Below are 19,183 nucleotides of genomic sequence, written 5' to 3'. Positions count from 1 at the left end.
TTATTCTTCTCCAAGAGGTTTCTGAAGTTTAAGTTCTCTTTCTTGGATCTTTTTATCCCCAATAATATTTTCAATTTCTTCCTCTACAATTATTCTATCATTGAGTATCTTGACAATTCTACCAAAATTATTGCCAATATAAGTTCCCTTTACTACAACATATCCCTTACCGGAAGATTCTTCAACAAGAGCCCTATTTCCACTTTCAGCACGCAATATTGCTACAAGTTTTAACTGACTTAAATCAACCATTTCCAGAGGCGTTAGCAAAGAACGCATTTTTTTACCCTTGTTTTTACTGAGACCTTGTTTAAACAAAGATGCAAATGGATCTATTTTACCTTCCGGATTATATGTTATAATTCCTATAGGCAGAAGTTTTGCTATTTCTTTAGAAGTTATATCTGATGATGATGTTTTATCATTTGCATTACTATTTTCCAGATTAACAGAATCAGTATCAATTTTATCATTTTTGGTATTTATATTTTTATCAGATATGTCATTTTCTATTTTACTTTCATCATCATTCTTTTTTTTCGAAACAGTAACCGGAACCTTCACGGGAGTTGGAGTTGGTTCTTTACTTTTTGATACTATCTTTTTACTTATAGCAACAGCCTTGTTAGTTGGTTTTTTTTTATCGTCGCATCCCATCATTAAATGAAGCAGACATAAAATAAATACTGCGATATAAATTATAGTTAGATTTTTTCGCATGCTCACCAAGTTATCTCTCATCTGATGTTTTATTATCGCCTTTTTCTGCCTTTTTTCTTCCCTTTATTCTTACTTTTGGAAGCATCAGCTTTTAAAAATCTATAAGTCACTGCGGTACATGAAGTAAAAAGATTATTACCCTTGTCTACTTTCATGTTTATGTTATCGATATTAACTATTCTGGGAAGCCGCGCTACTTTATCAAAAAATATTGCAACATTATGATACTTGCCGATAACTTGTATGGATACAGGAATTTCTGCAAAAAAATTATTTTGCTTTTCTCCTTTTGGCTGAAATAAAATAAATTCAAGTCCGGCATCCTGGCCACATAATGAAATACTTTCTAAAAGTGTTGGTATCTCTTTTTTTTCTGGAAGAGCTTTCAATACTATTTTTAGTTTAATATCAGCTTTAAGCATTTTAGCTTTAAATTCAGGTAATGATTTTGACGTTTTTTCAGCAATATTAAGCTTTTTTGTTAATTCTTGGTTTTCAGACTCAAACTTTTTTATTTTATCTAATTTCGGAAGCCATAGTGCATATACAAATATGCCAACAGCAGCAATTAATATACTGCAAAAAATAAGGATTCTTTGTATCTTTGAAAGTTTTTCCAGCTTTTCAAAGATAGGTGCTAATGATTTTGAAAGTTCAGGCTTTTCCATTATTATTTCTTTTTTGCTCCGATTTTTGCTCTTTCACCTGGAGTATATTTAATACACGAAATTTCAAAATTTTTAAATCTTGCCCGCTCGCCTTTGGCTCCACTTTTTTTCAATGTTTTTAAATTTACTGTTGAAAATATTTTTGAACCTTCCAAACGTGTCATAAAATCAGCAACTGTCTGATTATCAACGGCTATACCTGATATATTAATATTTTTTCCACTTGACTTAAAAGTGACAAACCACATCCTTTTAGGAATAATCAAATTTGTCATTGCATCCAGAAGCATTACCGGCTCATAACGATTTGCCTCAAGACCATTAATAATTCCCATTCTTTTATTTAAAATATCAAGTTTCTTTTTGATTTCTGCAAGTTCTTTATTAATTTTTGCATATTTTGCGATTTCTTTCTTTTTACTTTCAACTTTCCTGCTAATCTCTTTAACTTGGCTGCTTAATCTGAAATTTTGAAATGCCAAAAGTATAAATACCAACAATAATGCCAAAGATAATATTGATATCTGACGGCGAATATTCTCTTTTTTTCTAGCTGTACGAAAAGGAAGAAGATTAATCCTGATCATTTATCATCCATCCTTCTTAATGCCAAGCCTATACTGATAGCAGCTTGAGGAGCAATTTTTTTCAGGTAAGTTGAATCTATATTGTCAGCCAATTCCAATTTATTAAATGGATCAATAAGCTCTACTTCAGCTGAGGTTTCCATAGACAAAAGCTGGCGAAAATCTTTTATATTTGCTCCACCTCCACTTAATATAATTTTTGTTATAGAATCATCCGGATACGTAGAATAAAAAAAATCAAGAGCCCTTTTTATTTCCGTACACCAATCCGATACAACCGATGAGACTATTTCTTTTAAATCATCTGTAGAAACTTTATCATTCTGGCCGCCAAATTTTATTTGTTCAGCTTCATCTAAAGTACAGCCTGCAAGAGAAACAATTTTTTGGTTTATCTGCCCGCACCCCAGAGAAACATCTCTCATAAATAGTGATGAAAAACCTTTTAAAATATTTAATGATGTCTTACTTGCACCTATATCAATTAATGCTATATTTTCAGTATTTTCATCATAATTAAACTCATATATATTTTGGAGCGCAAAGGCTTCCACATCAACTATACAGGGATTAAGACCGGCTATCTGGACGAGATTTAAGTATTCATTCACCATTTCTTTTTTGGCAGCAACAAGAAAAACACTCATCTGGTTAGGATTGTTTTCATTTTCTCCAATAATTTGGAAATCAAGATTAACATCACTGATATCGAAAGGAATATACTGTTCAGCCTCAAACTGGATAGTTTCCTGAAGCTTATCCTCATCCATTTTCTGAACATATATTTTTTTTACAATAACAGAAAATCCGCCTATTGACACCGCCACATTATTTTCTGTCAATTTATTATCTTTAAATAATTTGCGGATATACTCCGCTATTTTTTCACTATCATTGATAGTTCCGTCTTCTATAAGCCCTGGCGGAATATCAATAGTACAAAACTTTCTGAGGCGATATCCTTTCTTAGTCTCAACAATTTCAGCGGCTTTAAGGATTCTTGATCCAATATCCAAGCCAACAAGATTATTTTTATTACCGAATGCCATAAGACACTCTCATCTCAATCGTCAAATATTTTGTTTTTATCGGAAAGACTAAAGCCCATTGCCAGTATTATTTTTCGTTTTGTCTCCATACGACAAGGCATACCTTCTTCAATACGGGAAATTGTAATAGAAGAAACATTTGCCTTTCTGGCAAGTTCCGCTTTACTCATCATAAGAGATTCCCTGATTTTTTTTAATGAATTCTTTGCCATTGATCGTACATCCTGATACATTTTAGTTCACCTTTATTTAAAATCTACAGTTTAATTTATATTAGTCAAGCAAAATTATATATAATTTATATATAGTTATGGATAGATACTTTATATTGCGTATCTTTGGCAAACCGTCACAACAGATTGTATATTTAGTGTTTGACCGGCAAATAGTAATCGATTGATTTGGAAGATAAATACGGATTGTACCGAAAGCATGTCATAAAATTGGAAGAACGGGTATGGATCTGTGGAAGATACTGGTTTTAGGAACCTTGAGGCAGCTGTGATTCTTTTGTCGTGGAAACAGATGTACATTATCCGAATGACACAAATCTGTTGTTTGATGCCATGCGCAAAATGATAATTCTGATTGCAGAGGAAAGAATTTCGATGCTTTTGGCATCCTTTATATTGTGACTTGTCCCATATTATTCCTCCAAGAATAATTTTATTGCTAATAATTATATGTACACATATATGTGGAAAATTTCAAATAAAAAGAGCCACTTTCAAAATGTTTCAGTTTGGTCAAGCTCAAGGCGGGCGAAAATTTCAACCACAGGAATACATTGAGTATTTCGAGGATTGAAATTTGAGCCCAACGCAGAGATCGGCCAAAATGGGGCGTTTTGAAACTGGCTCGAAAAGATATAATTTATTTGACTTCTTATCCGGCCCCTTTTGCCATTTTTCGCAGGAATATCTGACAAAGGACATTCCACCCCGGCTTCTTTTATCAAAGCTCTTTATTCAATGGTTGCCCGCATGCTTTTGTTTTAAAAAACCTATTGGGTGGAAACAGTAAAAGGTGAAGGATCAGGGCCTTGGGATACACTGAATTGGGATAAGATCTATCAGAAAGTCTTGCAAGACCTCTTCTAAAAAACACAAGAAGCCATGTTGTCTTCAAAATTGCTCAGAAACTTGAAGTAGCCAAACAATATAAATATCTATTAGCGAGTCCGATGCTTATGATATCCTTATCAAAGTGCAACTCAAGAAATTCTGGATCTATAGCCATGTTCTCCCAGACATTGGCTCACTTGCTCCTAAAACAGCATTAATCAGTACAATTATTGCTGACATTGATCTTATAAAGGCTAAAGGAGATGATGCGTGCTCCTTTCAGAAACGACCAATACAACCTATCAAGTTCCATTTAATCTGAATATTAAGAGTTCCTATCAGAATGCAGTAAAAAATGCCCTGAAAGGAATTTGCCAGAGATTTTTCTTTCAATTCTAAAATCCTGGGAGCTCTAAATAATGTCTAAAGCAGGGCTATAAGTCAATTATGTTTGCAAAAAAAGTGGGGGATTGGGGTCAACTATTATAGGGCTCGTCAAGAGAAAAAACATCCCCTTATTAAAAATGGTCTCTTTTTTAATGACATGTCAGTCTACACTTGCTAACTCGGACACCGCTTAAGTTTCAATATTGACAACCTCAAGTTTTGCCGCTATGAGGAGTAGTTGTTCAATATATTTGTTGTAGAGTTAAGGGCATATTCTGGATAAGGAACACAGAGTAATTTAAAAGAACACTTATGAATGAGGAGGAATGAGTGAAAATAAGAGGCGGCTTACTAATTCTGTTGGCAATTTTATTTGTTGGATGTGGGCATCAGAAAACATGCCAAGTGGGATTGATGTCATTTGGAGATTTGGAAGGTAAAATAATTCCCCAAAACATATCGGGCCCCACCGTTACCGGAACTGATCAATGTAAAATTGGGGCAGATCCTTATTATCTATCTGAAGCAGTTCGGAATGCTTTGAAGGGTACAACATACGATACTATTATTGATGCCCAGGTAACCACCGAAACCGGGCTCTTTGTGAGATCAAATTATATTAAAGTCAGTGGTACAGCTTTGAGTAGTAAAATGCTTTCATCTTCAGAAGATGAAAACCTTCAAACGCAATATAGCTCAGGGGGTGAATAATGAAAAGATTTTTAACTATCTGTGGTGCTTTATTCTTGAGTTCCTGTTTATTTTACAGTTGTGCCTCTACTGACCCACTACCATTAAAATACCTTGCTTTGGAAAGGCCTGAAGGAAAAATAACCACCCCCGAACATCGAAATTTGGCAAAAGAATTCCCTAGAGGTGGTTGGTATTTTGGCAATTATAATTTTCGCCCTGCACCGGAAATTGATGTTTACCTGCAACAAGCACAACAACAAGGTTCAGGGGAAATTTTAACCGATGCAGATATCAGGTTTAATATCCCTTTTGCATTTGACATCTTCTTTTTTGGTTACAACAAAGGAACGGATATTTTAAAAGCCAATTAGTAACCTATGGCAACAGAAAGACTCTCATATTTTGAATCACAACAGCAATCTTATTCCCCGTTACTTGCAGCGGGGAATAAGATTGCTTTAAGCTATTAGAAAGATCAAAATCCATCACATTAACAACTTTCCTATCTTAGCATTGCCTGCATAAGATTTGCAGGTGGTTCAACAATTTTAATCCGCTTTGAGCGGTTCATAAATTTATACCTCCAGCTTTGTCGGATATGACTTCCTAATGTCAATATATGTCTTCAGCAAGATATGTTCGTGCGTTTTGCTAAGCGAAGATTTTCGATTCCATTCTATTCAAATTGCTGCTTGACATTGGCACAATTATTAGTACTATTAATAACTACCTAATATCCATAAATATAGTGCCAGCAACTAACATGTTCAAAGGATTCGATTAATTAATCTTTTTAAGCCTGATGGACATTTGACAAGTTCATCAGGCTTTGTAATTTATTTCATAGAAACATATATGCCAAAGAAATTTAAAATTATATTGATCAGTATTGCTGCCTTATTTTTTCTATTAATAATAGGAATTGCAGGATTGATTTTTTCTATTCAAACGGATTTCGGCAAACGTTTTATTGAATCACAAATAGATAAACAGATTAAAGGCTCTATCAGTTTCGATAATCTGCGGCTTTCTTTGTTTAAGGGACAACTCGAAATAGATCATGTTAATTTAAAGGATTACAGCTTAAAAGATATTGCAGGTATAAAAAGGCTTTTTATAGATATCTCATGGGACTCTTTTTTAAAAGGCTGCCTGATTGTAAGACAACTCACAATAGAAAATCCTTGGGTTTTGCTTCGTCCGGATAAAAGCGGCAATCTTAATCTGACAAACGCCCTATCATCTGTCAAAAATCCAAAAGCGGCTGAACCTGAAAAACCGGTAGAATATAAAATTCGTCTGGAAAATTCCAACCTGATAAATGGAAAATTTCAGTTCGAATTTCCGGATTCGGCTATGTCAATTACTGCAAATGGCATAGATCTTATAGCAAACGGTGATTGGCCTCAAAAGACAGGCTCCTTTGACCTGAAAATAAAAACCGGAAATATGGTTCGCAAGTCCTCCAATCTTACATTTGGTCCCATCAATCTTGAAGCATCGTTTGCTAAAGAAATAATTTCTTCTTTGAATCTGCAAGTTACTTCCGGCAATTCTCATATAGATATAGCCGGACACATAACTAATGTATTTGATAAGCCGTCAATAGATCTTGCCGGGGATTTTGACATAGCTTTGTCCAAATTGCAAAATGTCCTTGGAATCGAAGGTTTATATAACGGCCAAATCCGTTCCCATCTTGAGGCAAAAGGATATATAAACAATCCTGAAGTTTCGGGAAAAGTAAATTATTATGGCGGTATTGTTGCCGGGCATAAAATTGAACGAGCGGATATTTTGTTTTCATTAAAGAATCGTCTTGTAATGTTTAAACCATGCAGCTTAAGGGCAGGTGGTGGTCAGATAGATCTTAGCGGGACAATTGATCTTATGAAGGTTTTTCCTGAAGGCTTTATATCTGATAAAAGCTATCCCGATGAGCTTACTTACGACATTGTTCTTGACGGGAAAAAGATAAACCTGGAAAAAATAAGCCTTGATGGCAAAAAGATGCGAGGTTTGATTCAATCTAATATTTCAATCCGAGGCAAAGGAATTGAACCTCGGTCTGCCAAAGCCTTTGCCGACTGGAAAGTTCAGGGACAAGGGGTTACAATTGATAGGCTTGCAGCACCTGTTAACCTGCTTTTTTCAGGAAAGGCCGATCTGAGTCAGGGCATAGCAACTCTTAAACAGGTACAGTTTAGTTCCGGTAAAACGGAATTTCGGGCAGACGGTCAATACAATATAATTTCCCAGGCTCTTGACGGTAAGGTGTTACTCACTGCCCCTGATCTCTTGCCAGCATTATCTCCATTGGGTATTAAAGATATTAAAGGCAGTATTTGGCTGGATGCAGCGGTTTCCGGATTTGCAAAAGCACCGGTATTTGTCTGTGATGCAAAATCGGAAGCACTTTATATTCGAGGTATATCTATTGGCGATGTCTGGCTTAAGGGCGGCATGGACAACTCCGGAATTCTTCATATCAGTGAGCTTAAGTTAGTTAACAAAAATTCTTTTTTAAATGCTTCAGGTACAGTTCATGTGTTTAAACCAAAATCACTTGATACGTCTTTAGGCACAAACCTTAATATAGAAAAAGCTTCAATTTTTCTAAGTGATTTCCATAAAGATTTTAAGGGGTCTTTATTTATAAAAGGTCAAGTAGAAGGTGCGTGGAAAGAACTTCGCGGAAGGTTTAATATCCTGGGCCAAGATCTCATAATTGCAGGACAACCTATACATGAGGTTAAACTGAATCCTGAACTGGACGGAGATACCATTAAGGTTAAGCCTCTTACTATCCAGATTGCACCCGGAGAAAGCATCACAGGAGAAGCCTGGATTTCTTTCGATAAGAAATACCAGATAAATCTTATATCGGAAAATATTTCCTTAAGTTCAATTGAAGCTATCCGCAAGCAAGACCTTGTCGAAGGAAGACTTCGTATTGATATTTCCGGTGAAGGGTCTTTAGATCATCCCATGCTTTCAGGCAAAATATTTATAACCCGGTTAAATTTGAAGGGGCAAGACTTTAAAGATTCTATAATAAATTTTAATCTGAACCAAAATATTATCCGTTGCAACACCGATCTTGGTTTTCAGGCAAATGGCAAAATGAATCTTAAAAGCAGTACTTTTGATATAAACGCAGTTTTTGATCATTCCGATCTTTTACCTTATCTTAGCATGGCCGGATATCCGGACTGGTCGGGAAAACTTACCGGTAGCTTTGAAGCACAAGGAAATGCAAAAAACCTTGAAAACATAAGCGCTCGTGCAAATATTTCAGATATGGAACTATCCTTTGGAAACAATAAAGCAGTTAATGCAAAGGATGCAAACCTGTCATATCAAAACGGCAAGTTATTGATTCCTGCTTTCAATTTATTTTTTATGGATAATGCGAAAGTTACCATTAACGGAACAGGCAGGCTAAACGGACCTTTAGATGTACATGCCCGTGGTGATATCCCGGTATCAATTGTCGGTTCATTCATTGAAGACCTTGCCGATATAAAAGGAGGTCTGAATATTTCTGCAGATCTTGGCGGATCATTTAAAAATCCTCAAATCAGCGCCAAAGCAGATCTTAAAAACATTTCTTTTACTATTCCTTATCTTTTCCAGAAACTGCATAATTTAAATGGGTCTATTCGTGTTAATCACAAAGACATCTTTATTGAAAATATTGATGGCAAGTTAGATGACGGGACATTTAACATAAATGGCAAAATAGAATTAAAAGACCTCAAACCGGGAAAAGGGCAGATCAACTTTAAAGCCAGTGCTCTTCCAATCCAGATTCCCGATACGATGGATATAGTTATAGATACAAATCTAAGGCTTTCCGGCAGTAAAGATAAATCTCTTGTTGAAGGTGAAATTGTGCTAATTGATGGCTTGTATTACAAAGATGTGAAACTGAATCTGCTTGAAGAACTTACGGAAAAAAAGCGTGAAAAAGTGATGATGGGGAAGAAAAACACATCTTCTTTATTAAAAAATATGGCTGTTGATGTAGATATAAAACACAGAAATCTCTTCCGGGTTGAAAATAATCTGGCAAAACTTGAAATTGCACCAAATATTAAAATTCAGGGTACAGCTGATAGCCCTTTGATAAGAGGTAGAACTTCCGTCGAATCAGGAACAGTAGATTATCTGCGAAAGGTCTTTGTGGTTAAAAAAGGAACTATCGACTTTTTAAATCCATATGAAAATGATCCTACCTTTGATATAAAAAGTGTGGTTCAGGTACGGCAATGGAAAATTTTTCTTGAAATTTCAGGCACCAGAGAAGCGATATTGCTCAAGCTTACATCCGAACCGGCTGAAGAAAGTGAAGATATCCTGTCTCTCTTGCTGGTCGGTAAGACAAGCCGCGAGTTGATTAAAAGCGGGGGTGGTGTTACCCAATCAACGGAACAAGTACTTGCGGAAATGATAGCATCAACTCTGGGTAATGATATAAAAAAAACCACAAATCTTGATTACCTGGAAGTTGAAACTACAGATAATAAAAACGATGAAGCCAAGGGCTATGTCAAGGTAACAATAGGTAAGGATCTTTCCAAACGATTGACAATTAAATATGCGGTAGCATCGGAAAAAGGAGAATTCATCCAGCGTGCAATAGCAGAATATAAACTTTTGCAAAACCTTCGTTTGAGCGGATACCAGAATACAAGTGGACTCTACGGTGGAGAGCTTAAGTACAGGATGGAATTCCGATAATTAGAAACAGCAGTTCATTCTATTAATATAGCCATCTGAGATCTTATAAAAATTATATGAAAAAAATATGTACAATATATGGAGTTTTGATCTGTTTGATTAGCGGAGTTATTTTTTCTTTTCCTGCTCATTGCTCTGATACAAAGCTAGTAAAGGAGAATATCCTTAATATTTCAGATATAAGAATTACGGTTGAAAACAAAACAGATACCGGTCTTCAGAAAATGGCTGCCAATCTTATTTCACTTAAAAAGGGAGATAAATTCTCTCCTGTTCTGCTGGATGAATCTATTCGTTTTTTACAACAGACCGGAAATTTTAAAGAAATCAGTGTTGATTCAAAAGAAGAAGATGGAAATATCATTCTTTTCTTTCATCTTATCCCCTACGACTGGATCAACGACATCAGTATTTACGGACGTTACCCTGTATTTGAGCGCGATGTGCTTGGTGCTATGACGATATATCCCGGAAATGCTTATGTGGAAGAAGAACTAAAAAAACAGGAATCAGGAATCGTTAAACTTTTTGAAAAAGAAGGCTATATAGCACCGCAGATCAATGTTACTGCAAAACAAGATCCGGTTGATTCTAACTACACAATTAAAGTCAGAATTAATAAAGGCCCTTTTTACAATCTCAAGAAACTTATCTTTACCGGAAACAAAAATTTTTCCGCTACAAGACTCAAATGGAATATGAAAACATGGCGTGCTTCATTGTACCCCGGCAGCTCCGGCAGATTTATTGAAGCCGATTTTAAAAAAGATGTTGATGAACTGACAAAGTTTTACAGAAGTAATGGTTTTGCAGATGTAGAAATACAGCCGGTTATTGACAAGGATACTAAAAACCGAACAGTTGCTGTTAAATTGGTAATCAATGAAGGGCGCTGTTACCGGATTCTCTTTGATGGAAACAATGCCTTTTGGGATCTTACATTAAAAAAGGATCTGATAATTTTTAGTGATGGAAATCGAAATGGTTTAGGTCTGAAACGAAGTATAAGAAAAATCAAAGAAAGATACCTATCTTCAGGCTATCTTTCCACTAAAGTGAAAATAAAAGAACAAGCACTATCCGGCAAGGAAAATGCCATCCGGAATATTCGTATATTAATTGAAGAAAATCCCCAAGCTATTGTCGATTCAATCGAAATCAAAGGAAACTCCTCATATACTGAAAGCAGAATCAGAAAACAAATGCTTACCGGAGCCTATGAAATATTACAAAAAAAAATTTTCATGCCAAAAACCTTTGAAGAAGACATTGCCAGCATACAGGCGTTTTATGTCAGTGAGGGCTTTATTAGCCCTGAGATTAAACACGAGCTGGAATGGGACCAAAATAAAAGTCGGGTAAAAATCCGTATTCTCATCAATGAGGGTGTTAGAACCATAGTTTCTTCTGTTAAGATAACCGGTTCAAGAGTACTGTCATCTGATGATGCTTTAAAAGTAATTGCTCTAAAGGAAAAGCAGCCCTTTAAGAAATATATGATCAAAGGAGATGAAAATGCTTTATCCCGGTTGATTTCCCAAAAGGGATACCCATATGTAAAAGTAAAAACGGAACTTAATTTCACTAATAACAAAACGCAAATTCAAATTACATACCGTATAACAGACGGGATATTCGTATCAATGGGAGATGTTTATTTAACAGGCAATCTTCGAACAAAGGATCGGATAATCAAAAAAGAAATGGAAATCCGTTCTGGCGAACCCTTCTCCCTGGAAAAAATGCTATTGAGCCAGAGAAACATTAGAAATATGGATATCTTCAATGATGTACGTTTTAAGAGTCTTGGACTTAAAGAGGAAAAAGACCTGATCAATCTTATGGTAGATCTTGAAGAACAGAAACCCTATTTCATCGAGTTGGGCGGCGGTTATGACTCATCAAAAGAATTTTATACACGCACAGCAATGGGAGATCATAATCTTTTTGGATTGAACAAACACGGGTGGATGTCCGGAGAAATCAGTCAGATCGGTTACAGGGCAGAAATCGGTATGAGTGAACCACGATTTCTTGACACACACATATCTGCTTCCAGCAATCTATACACGGAAAAAGTGGAAGATTTTAACCAGAACTTTGGTTACAATGCTATCGGAGCGTCTTTGGGTTTTTCCCCAAAACCATTTAAGAACATTACTCCAGGGCTTAATTTCAGCCTGGAGAGAAGAGACCAGTATCGGATAGACACCTCTCTTCCTTTTGGAAATTCAATAACGGAAAATGAATACGATCAGCGCAGTATACTCATTATTACACCTTCTTTAATATATAATACGAGAGATTCTTTTATCCGCCCGAAAAAAGGGATTTTTTCTTCTCTTCATGTTGATATTTCAAAAGGCCTGAAAAACTCTTTTGATGATTTTATTAAATCCCGGTATGATCTGCGTTATTATTATACTCCGCTTGCCCCCTTGACATTGGCTTTACGTGGACGGGTCGGATATATCAAAGCTTATGGCAATAAAGGGAAGGTTTCCCAGGATCAGCTCTTTTTTCTTGGCGGAGCTCTTGATGTTCGAGGATTTGAAGAAAACCTGCTCAGGTTCGACAGTGAGGGAAATGCTGTTGGAGGACGTTGTGCAATTTTAGGCAGTGTTGAAGCAAGGATAGACCTTGGTGCTCATTTTGAGATGACTGCATTTTACGACACTGGCAGTGTGTCAAAAACATTTGTTGATGCCGGTTCCGATAAATTCCGATCTTCGGTCGGACTGGGGCTTAGATATATTACCCCGATAGGGCCTATCGGAATTCTATACGGACATAAGCTTGACAGGGAAAAAGGAGAAAGTTCCGGTCAGGTTCACTTTTCAGTTGGATACACATTCTGATTATCTGTTGCATAATGTGTAAATCTGTACTTTACTCTCTAATAAAAGCTGAATAGAGGGAGTATAGCCATTTTCAACCCTCCGGATAAACTGAAAAGGAAGATCAAGGAAAAGAGGAGAGCATAAGTTGAATATACCATTTATACTGGAAAAGGCCATCGGCCTTTATGAAGAAAAGGAAGCAGTTGTTTGCAGCGGCAAGCGTTTTTCCTATGGCCAATTCGGCCAACGTGTTTTCAGGCTATCGCGTCTTCTAAAGGCCCTTGGGCTTAAGAGGGGAGATAGAGTTGCAATAATTCACAGAAACGCTCATCAATATCTTGAGGTATATTTTGCGGCGGCACAGCTTGGCGCAATACTCAATCCATTGAACTACAGGCTTTCGGCAAGAGAGCTTGATTTCATCCTTAAAGATTCAGGCGCAAAGATTTTATTAGCAGAAGACATTTTCAGCGAAACAGTAGATGCCCTCAAGGGACTTAAAAGTAATATAGGTAAGGTAATATGGACAGGGTCAGGGGATGTCCCCGACACATTCGAGTCAGTGAAATATGAAAATGCAATTGCAGGGGAAAGCCCTGACTATATTTCCCCACCTGACATCAAGGATGAAGACACCGCCCACCTTTATTACACAAGCGGAACCACCGGGAGGCCGAAAGGAGTTATACTGTCACACAAAAATGTGTGCACCCACGCCCTTGCAGCAATCGCTGAATTGAGTCTTTCAGATCATGACAACTGGATACACGCGGCCCCTCTTTTTCATCTGGCGGACGCCTGGGCAACATTTGCAATAACCTGGATAGGGGGCAAACATGTGATCGTCCCGGAGTTTGAACCATCAGTTGTCCTTTCTTCCATCCAGAAAGAAATGGTTACCATAACAAACATGATTCCTACCATGCTCAACATGCTGGTAAACACTCCGGGTGTTGAGAGTTATGATCTGACAAGTCTCCGGGCAATTCTGAGCGGCGGTGCACCCATTGCCCCTGAAGTTGTAAAAAACATTATGGACACGTTTAAATGTGATTACATCCAGACATACGGCATGACAGAGACAAGCCCCTATCTTACACTTTCATTATTAAAGGAAAACCTTTCAGTACTTCCCCCAAAAGAGCAATTTGTATTCAAGGCAAAGACAGGCAGGCCCATTATGGGTGTGCTCTTAAAGGTTGTAAGGGATAACGGAAAAGAGGTGGCGCGCGACGCAAAAGAAGTGGGCGAGATAATTGTAAAGGGTGACACAGTTACCCAGGGTTATTGGAACCAACCTGATGAAACCGCCAAGGCCATTCGTAATGGCTGGCTGTATACCGGCGATATAGCAGTTATAGATCGTGAAGGTTATGTTAATATTGTGGACCGTAAAAAGGACATGATCATAACAGGGGGGGAAAATGTCTACAGTATCGAAGTTGAGAACTCACTCTATAACCATCAGGCAGTGCTGGAAGCAGCTGTCATAGGAGTTTTTGACAGCAAGTGGGGTGAGGCTGTAAAGGCATTTGTTGTGCTGAAGCCCGGGTGCAGTGCAACTGAAGATGAAATCATAAAACACTGCAAGGAGCAAATTGCCCATTATAAAGCCCCTAAGTCTGTTGAATTTATTGCCGAGCTTCCGAAGACGGGTTCGGGTAAGATATTTAAGAAGGGGCTTAAGGAAAAGATACGATGTTTTCGCACAAAAACGTAAATAATCAAACAAAGTTTTGGAGGCAAGATATGTCCAGTTTGAAAAACAATATGAATTATATTTTATGTGTAGCTATTCTGTTAATCTCGGTTTCTTCATATGCCGGAGAACAATCTCAAAATACATATTACAAGTATGCAGAACTTGTTATAGTTAACAGATTTTATGATGAGAATGGCGGAATAGCGGAAATGTCAACAACCGTATTTTTAAATGACGGTTCAGGAAAAGAAATTTCATCTTACAGCAAAGAGAGTATAATCGCTCAGAAAGATGCGAAACACGAAGCATTTAAAGATTTTATTCAAAAATACACTAATAAAAAACCAAACACTCCCAAAATATCGGAAATGAGTATATTAAACGCATTGAGCATAAATGGGTGGGAAGTTACACACTACAACAACCAAGAACTTACTTTTGAAGATGGAAGCGGCTCAAAAGCAAGATATTTACTCAGAAAAGAAACAAATAAATAACTTTATTCGGGTTTTTATATTGCTGGACTTTTTTAAAGTCCGGGAATTCCTGTTTCGTCATGCCGGACCCAATCCGGCATCCAGCAATTTAAATAGGTTCTGGATACCGGTTTCGCCCGTATGACGATTTGAGGTGTTTTTACGAATTCATCAATATTGTTATTACTCATAAGTGGGTAGCTTTGCCCTAAAAAGTATTATAATGAATAAAATCCTTAATTTCTCTTCGTTTAGGAACAGAGCTTGATTTTGCAGAATACCCAAGCGGAATAAGGGCTACAAGCTCATACCCTTCCGGCACGTTTATATGCTTTTTTGCCTTGTCATGATCTAAAAGCCCAACTACAACTGTACCTATCCCAAGGTCTTGCGCTGCAAGACAAAGCGTCTGGGTAAATATACCAAGATCAAACATGAACCAGTCTTTAAATTTTGTCGGAGCCTCATTATTGTAAAATCCCGATGAATTTAATTTGCCGCAAACTGCAAGAAGAACAGGTGCCTGGGTAATTGCATTTGTAGCAGGATTTTTTGGCAAAATTGTTTCTCTCAGATTTTCTTTTATGACCTTATCTCTTATTACAACTATTTCCCAACACTGCGTATTTGCCCAGGAAGGCGACCATCTTACTGCTTCAAATATAGTATTTAATTTTTCATCAGAAACATCTTTTACATCATATGTTCTTATACTTCTTCTTTCTTTTATAACTTCCATAATATCCGACATGAATACCCTCCTATAACAAATGAAATTAGTTATATCTTCACATGTGGCTGGTTAATGTTTATGTGTTATATCTTCTTTGTAGCAATTGCAATTTTTTTCGCCGCATTCTGTACATACATAAGTTACTGCTATATCTTTTGACTCTTTTTCTATTTCTTCTTTTTCTTCCGAAGCTGGTTTTCTGACAATTATAAAAATTACAAAAACCGTAATAAGCAATACAAGAATTTTAAGCATTTTCTCTCCTTTTTCATATGCCCTTTTTCAACGAGTATATGATATTCTTTTCAAGCTTTTCTTTTTGCACTTGATCTTGTTCAAGATATTTTAAATGGGCAATAGCTTCACCTGTAGCAATCCATTTTTGCGCACCGGGAAATGAATCCCAACTCTCATAATTTGTGTCCCAGCTCATCTGTGAGGCTATTTGAAATGCATTTTTCTTCCCAGTTTTCAGTATAGAAATAATATTTTCAAGCCTTTTTTGATGGTGATCCTTTATTTCCAGAATCCTTTTTCTGGTATTTGTTATTAAAGATCTATGGCCTGGAAGTGTTAATTTAATATCAAGCCCATAAATATTATCAAGACTTGTCATATAGTCATTTAAAGGATTTTGCTCATCAGACCATAATTGAATTGTAGCAGTAATATCATTAAGGATATGGTCTCCTGCTATCAATATTTTTTTGTCCGGTTCATATAGGCACATATGTCCTTTTGTATGGCCGGGAGTTTGAATGCACTTGAACTGATAACCGGATATGCCAAATATAGTGCCATCATTTATAATATGAAAGTTTGCCAATCCTTCTGAAGCATATTTATAAGATTTAAATCCGGGATGATTGTAAAGGGCTTTAAGCTCTTTTTCCGGAAAACCGTTTTGGCATGCAGCGTCAGTATATTCATCCAGGAAATATCCCGATCTGAGCATATCTGCTTCTATCTGATTAAAATATATTCTGGAGGTATCCGGAGCAATTCTTAAAGCAAGGCCAAGATGATCAGGATGCATGTGAGTAATAAAAAAGTCAGTTTTTTTTATATCAATTTCCAGTTCTTTTAAACCGGAAAGCATTACATTCATGCATTCATCCTGAGCAAAACCGGTATCAATAATTATGCTTCGCTCACTATTTTTTATTATATAGGAGTTTAAAGCTCCAAGCGGATTCTTGGGAAGCGGAATTTTAATCCTGTATATATGAGGTAATATTTCTTCAATCATAGTTTATTTTATTTGGCTAAAGTCATAGTATTCTTTATAGTATCTTGAGCAGTTATTATCAATCTTTTAAAAAATAGGAACCTTTGATTTTCTGATATATATAAACCAGTATACCAAACCTACTAAAACCGACCCGCCTATAATATTTCCTATTGTTACAGGAAGAAGATTTGCATAAAAGAAACCACCCCATGTAAGAGCAACATAGTCAGCGGCCGTTTTGCCGATATTTTCCCAAAAAAGAGGCTTGGCAAAAGATTTTATAAACATACCAATGGGAACAAAGTACATATTTGCTACACAGTGTTCAAAACCACAAGCAACAAAAGCGGTTATTGGAAATATTATAGATAAAATTTTATCGGTAGTAGTTTTTGCGCTAAAGCACAACCATACGGCAAGGCATACCAAAGCATTACACATAATTCCAAGAAACAATGCTTCAATGAATCCAAGATTACATTTTGTTGTTGCTATATTTAAAGCATTGAGTCCGATTGCTCCTTTACCAAACATATATTGATTGGTAAAAAACATAATAATTGCAGTTAAAAATGAACCGGCAAAATTTCCGATATAGACTATAATCCAGTTTCTTAGTAATTGCCATAATGATACTTTACCACTGGCCCATGCCATCACAATGAGGTTATTGCCAGTAAACAATTCCGCTCCGCCAACAACTACAAGTATAAGTCCTAAGCAAAAAACAAGACCGCCTAAAAGTTTTATAATTCCAAAAGGAATAGTTCCAGCAGCACCAGAGGTTACTGATGTGCTGAATATTGCTCCTAAGGAGATAAATGCACCGGCAAGGATTGAAAGAAGAAATAAATTACGCCATCCGATAGTAGCTTTTTTTACACCAAGTTCTTCCGCTTTTTTGGCCATCTCTACAGGAAGCAACATATCTATACGGGATGTTATGTCATCCATATTAGTCTCCAATGATTAACTTTACAAATGTTACGAGTTATTAAAGTTTTTTTCACTTTTTATATAGATATCACGCTTCGGGTATGGAATCTCAATATTTTCTTTATCAAAAACTTCTTTTACCCTGTCTGTAATATATGAAACTGTATCTATCCTGCGCCGTGGATCACTAATCCATACTCTTGCCTGCAAGTTGACAGCCGAATCTCCGAAACTGTGAACAACCACCTTAGGTTCAGGTTCTTTCATTACCCAGTCAAGCTCAAGTGAAACCTTTATAATAGATTCCTTTGCCTTTTTTATATCCGAATCATAAGCAACGCCGATGGGGATTCTAACCCGTATTTCTTTTGTAATTGTTGTATAGTTGATAATATCGCGTTTCATAATCTCATTATTTGGGATTATTATAACAATGTTATCCGTGGTTCTGATCTTGGTTGCTCTTAGGCCTATATCTACAACATCTCCCCATGTGGCGCTGTTTTGTGGAGCTGTCCAGACTTCAATCCGGTCTCCGACTTCAAAAGGCCTGTCAATAATCAATAAAATTCCGGCAATCAGATTTGATAACGTATCTTTAGCTGCAAAACCAATTGCTATACCGGCAATACCGGCTCCGGCAACAAACGGCATTATGTTTAATCCAAGTATATCAAGAGCCAGAATAATTCCTGCAGCATAAACAACTACGTTTGAAAATTTCGACATAAGCTCAAAAATCACATCATCTATTTTTGTATGTGTTTTTAAAGCAATCTTATCTCTTAGGAAAGGGATCAATAAGCTTACAAATTTACTGATAATTATGGTAAACAGCAAAATCATTAAGGCATATGCCGTTTTTTCCAGAAGCGGCGCTTTAAAAAGACGAACTAATGCAATAACAACAATAATGAAGATGGCATAATGCCCGCCCTGCTTTATAATGGGTAAGAAAGCACCTTTTTTTCCATTTAGAGAAGATTTATTATATCTTTTTTTCAAACTTCCCATAATGGCATTTAAAATCCACCACGCTGCAAAAGCTGTAATTACAATGGCTAAAATACTGATGATATAATTTTCTAATGATTTATTGTCAGAAAATAGGTGTGAAAAAAATAAGTTTATGTAATTTTCCATGATATTTACTCTTTATGATTTGTAATAATACCGACTATATTGGGTTTAGCTTTTTTCATATAACAATTTTAAGAATTTTGAACAAGATATTAATCTGTTGCCTGATTTATATATAGGATATTCTTATTATGAGCTATTGGTTTAGAACTTGACACATAAAACTGATATCAATATAGTTTAAAAAAGCAAAAAGCCCTTAAATAATATACAT

At 36.3% G+C, this 19,183-nt stretch carries 17 protein-coding genes; 6 read left to right on the top strand and 11 right to left on the bottom strand.

Annotated features, from left to right (window positions below; genetic code table 11):
- From KKC46_17680 to KKC46_17660, 5 genes are read right to left on the bottom strand one after another with little or no spacing between them, the layout of a single operon-like run.
- Positions 1-741 (bottom strand): pilus assembly protein PilP, encoded by a 741-nt coding sequence (locus tag KKC46_17680; protein MBU1055632.1) that lies wholly within the window; start codon positions 739-741, stop codon positions 1-3.
- A gap of 11 nt (positions 742-752) precedes the next feature.
- Positions 753-1,388, bottom strand: coding sequence for a type 4a pilus biogenesis protein PilO (locus KKC46_17675; protein ID MBU1055631.1), 636 nt, complete (start codon positions 1,386-1,388; stop codon positions 753-755).
- A 2-nt stretch (positions 1,389-1,390) separates the two neighbouring features.
- Positions 1,391-1,975, bottom strand: coding sequence for a PilN domain-containing protein (locus KKC46_17670; GenBank protein ID MBU1055630.1), 585 nt, complete (start codon positions 1,973-1,975; stop codon positions 1,391-1,393).
- Complete coding sequence (locus tag KKC46_17665) at positions 1,972-3,024, bottom strand: pilus assembly protein PilM (GenBank protein ID MBU1055629.1); 1,053 nt, start codon at positions 3,022-3,024, stop codon at positions 1,972-1,974. Before KKC46_17665 ends, KKC46_17670 begins: the two co-directional genes overlap by 4 nt.
- 14 nt (positions 3,025-3,038) lie before the next feature.
- The gene (locus KKC46_17660) at positions 3,039-3,236 is read right to left on the bottom strand and encodes a helix-turn-helix transcriptional regulator (protein ID MBU1055628.1); all 198 of its coding nucleotides are present in this window, start codon (positions 3,234-3,236) and stop codon (positions 3,039-3,041) included.
- 1,569 nt (positions 3,237-4,805) lie between these two features.
- Here KKC46_17660 and KKC46_17655 point away from each other — a divergent pair.
- The 6 genes from KKC46_17655 to KKC46_17630 all read left to right on the top strand — a co-directional run bounded on the left by KKC46_17655 (position 4,806) and on the right by KKC46_17630 (position 14,950).
- Positions 4,806-5,186, top strand: a complete 381-nt coding sequence (locus tag KKC46_17655; protein MBU1055627.1) for a hypothetical protein — start codon at positions 4,806-4,808, stop codon at positions 5,184-5,186.
- Positions 5,186-5,539 (top strand): hypothetical protein, encoded by a 354-nt coding sequence (locus KKC46_17650; protein ID MBU1055626.1) that lies wholly within the window; start codon positions 5,186-5,188, stop codon positions 5,537-5,539. The genes KKC46_17655 and KKC46_17650 overlap by 1 nt, the downstream gene beginning before the upstream one ends.
- A 484-nt stretch (positions 5,540-6,023) precedes the next feature.
- On the top strand, positions 6,024-9,911 hold the full coding sequence (locus tag KKC46_17645) for a translocation/assembly module TamB domain-containing protein (protein MBU1055625.1): 3,888 nt from the start codon (positions 6,024-6,026) through the stop codon (positions 9,909-9,911).
- Between the two features lie 95 nt (positions 9,912-10,006).
- Positions 10,007-12,769, top strand: coding sequence for an outer membrane protein assembly factor BamA (bamA, locus tag KKC46_17640; GenBank protein ID MBU1055624.1), 2,763 nt, complete (start codon positions 10,007-10,009; stop codon positions 12,767-12,769).
- 127 nt (positions 12,770-12,896) lie between these two features.
- A complete protein-coding gene (locus KKC46_17635) occupies positions 12,897-14,471 on the top strand; it encodes a long-chain-fatty-acid--CoA ligase (GenBank protein MBU1055623.1) in 1,575 nt (524 codons plus the stop codon).
- Between the two features lie 29 nt (positions 14,472-14,500).
- Entirely contained in the window at positions 14,501-14,950 is a 450-nt protein-coding gene (locus KKC46_17630; GenBank protein ID MBU1055622.1) for a hypothetical protein, read from the top strand.
- Between the two features lie 32 nt (positions 14,951-14,982).
- On the opposite strand, the gene KKC46_17625 is transcribed toward KKC46_17630, so the two are convergent.
- The 6 genes from KKC46_17625 to KKC46_17600 form a co-directional block, all read right to left on the bottom strand.
- Complete coding sequence (locus tag KKC46_17625; protein MBU1055621.1) at positions 14,983-15,120, bottom strand: hypothetical protein; 138 nt, start codon at positions 15,118-15,120, stop codon at positions 14,983-14,985.
- Between the two features lie 17 nt (positions 15,121-15,137).
- The gene (locus tag KKC46_17620) at positions 15,138-15,680 is read right to left on the bottom strand and encodes a nitroreductase family protein (protein ID MBU1055620.1); all 543 of its coding nucleotides are present in this window, start codon (positions 15,678-15,680) and stop codon (positions 15,138-15,140) included.
- Between the two features lie 51 nt (positions 15,681-15,731).
- Positions 15,732-15,917 carry a hypothetical protein gene (locus KKC46_17615; GenBank protein ID MBU1055619.1) on the bottom strand — a complete coding sequence of 62 codons (186 nt, stop codon included), beginning with the start codon at positions 15,915-15,917 and terminating at the stop codon, positions 15,732-15,734.
- A gap of 13 nt (positions 15,918-15,930) precedes the next feature.
- Positions 15,931-16,911: an MBL fold metallo-hydrolase gene (locus KKC46_17610; protein ID MBU1055618.1), complete on the bottom strand. Its 981-nt coding sequence runs from the start codon at positions 16,909-16,911 to the stop codon at positions 15,931-15,933.
- 66 nt (positions 16,912-16,977) lie between these two features.
- On the bottom strand, positions 16,978-17,847 hold the full coding sequence (focA, locus tag KKC46_17605; GenBank protein ID MBU1055617.1) for a formate transporter FocA: 870 nt from the start codon (positions 17,845-17,847) through the stop codon (positions 16,978-16,980).
- A gap of 30 nt (positions 17,848-17,877) precedes the next feature.
- Positions 17,878-18,972, bottom strand: coding sequence for a mechanosensitive ion channel family protein (locus tag KKC46_17600; GenBank protein MBU1055616.1), 1,095 nt, complete (start codon positions 18,970-18,972; stop codon positions 17,878-17,880).
- Positions 18,973-19,183 lie beyond the last annotated feature (211 nt).

Source organism: Pseudomonadota bacterium, assembly GCA_018817425.1.
Lineage (GTDB): Bacteria > Desulfobacterota > Desulfobacteria > Desulfobacterales > RPRI01 > RPRI01.
The sequence above is the reverse complement of the archived record's forward strand: the minus strand, read 5'-3'. Positions and strand labels throughout refer to the sequence as shown.

Coding starts and splice junctions, on each gene's coding strand:
- KKC46_17680 (MBU1055632.1), bottom strand. CDS start 741: ATGAGAGATAACTTGGTGAGCATGCGAAAAAATCTAACTATAATTTAT.
- KKC46_17675 (MBU1055631.1), bottom strand. CDS start 1,388: ATGGAAAAGCCTGAACTTTCAAAATCATTAGCACCTATCTTTGAAAAG.
- KKC46_17670 (MBU1055630.1), bottom strand. CDS start 1,975: ATGATCAGGATTAATCTTCTTCCTTTTCGTACAGCTAGAAAAAAAGAG.
- KKC46_17665 (MBU1055629.1), bottom strand. CDS start 3,024: ATGGCATTCGGTAATAAAAATAATCTTGTTGGCTTGGATATTGGATCA.
- KKC46_17660 (MBU1055628.1), bottom strand. CDS start 3,236: ATGGCAAAGAATTCATTAAAAAAAATCAGGGAATCTCTTATGATGAGT.
- KKC46_17650 (MBU1055626.1), top strand. CDS start 5,186: ATGAAAAGATTTTTAACTATCTGTGGTGCTTTATTCTTGAGTTCCTGT.
- KKC46_17645 (MBU1055625.1), top strand. CDS start 6,024: ATGCCAAAGAAATTTAAAATTATATTGATCAGTATTGCTGCCTTATTT.
- KKC46_17630 (MBU1055622.1), top strand. CDS start 14,501: ATGTCCAGTTTGAAAAACAATATGAATTATATTTTATGTGTAGCTATT.
- KKC46_17625 (MBU1055621.1), bottom strand. CDS start 15,120: ATGAGTAATAACAATATTGATGAATTCGTAAAAACACCTCAAATCGTC.
- KKC46_17620 (MBU1055620.1), bottom strand. CDS start 15,680: ATGTCGGATATTATGGAAGTTATAAAAGAAAGAAGAAGTATAAGAACA.
- KKC46_17615 (MBU1055619.1), bottom strand. CDS start 15,917: ATGCTTAAAATTCTTGTATTGCTTATTACGGTTTTTGTAATTTTTATA.
- KKC46_17610 (MBU1055618.1), bottom strand. CDS start 16,911: ATGATTGAAGAAATATTACCTCATATATACAGGATTAAAATTCCGCTT.
- focA (MBU1055617.1), bottom strand. CDS start 17,847: ATGGATGACATAACATCCCGTATAGATATGTTGCTTCCTGTAGAGATG.
- KKC46_17600 (MBU1055616.1), bottom strand. CDS start 18,972: ATGGAAAATTACATAAACTTATTTTTTTCACACCTATTTTCTGACAAT.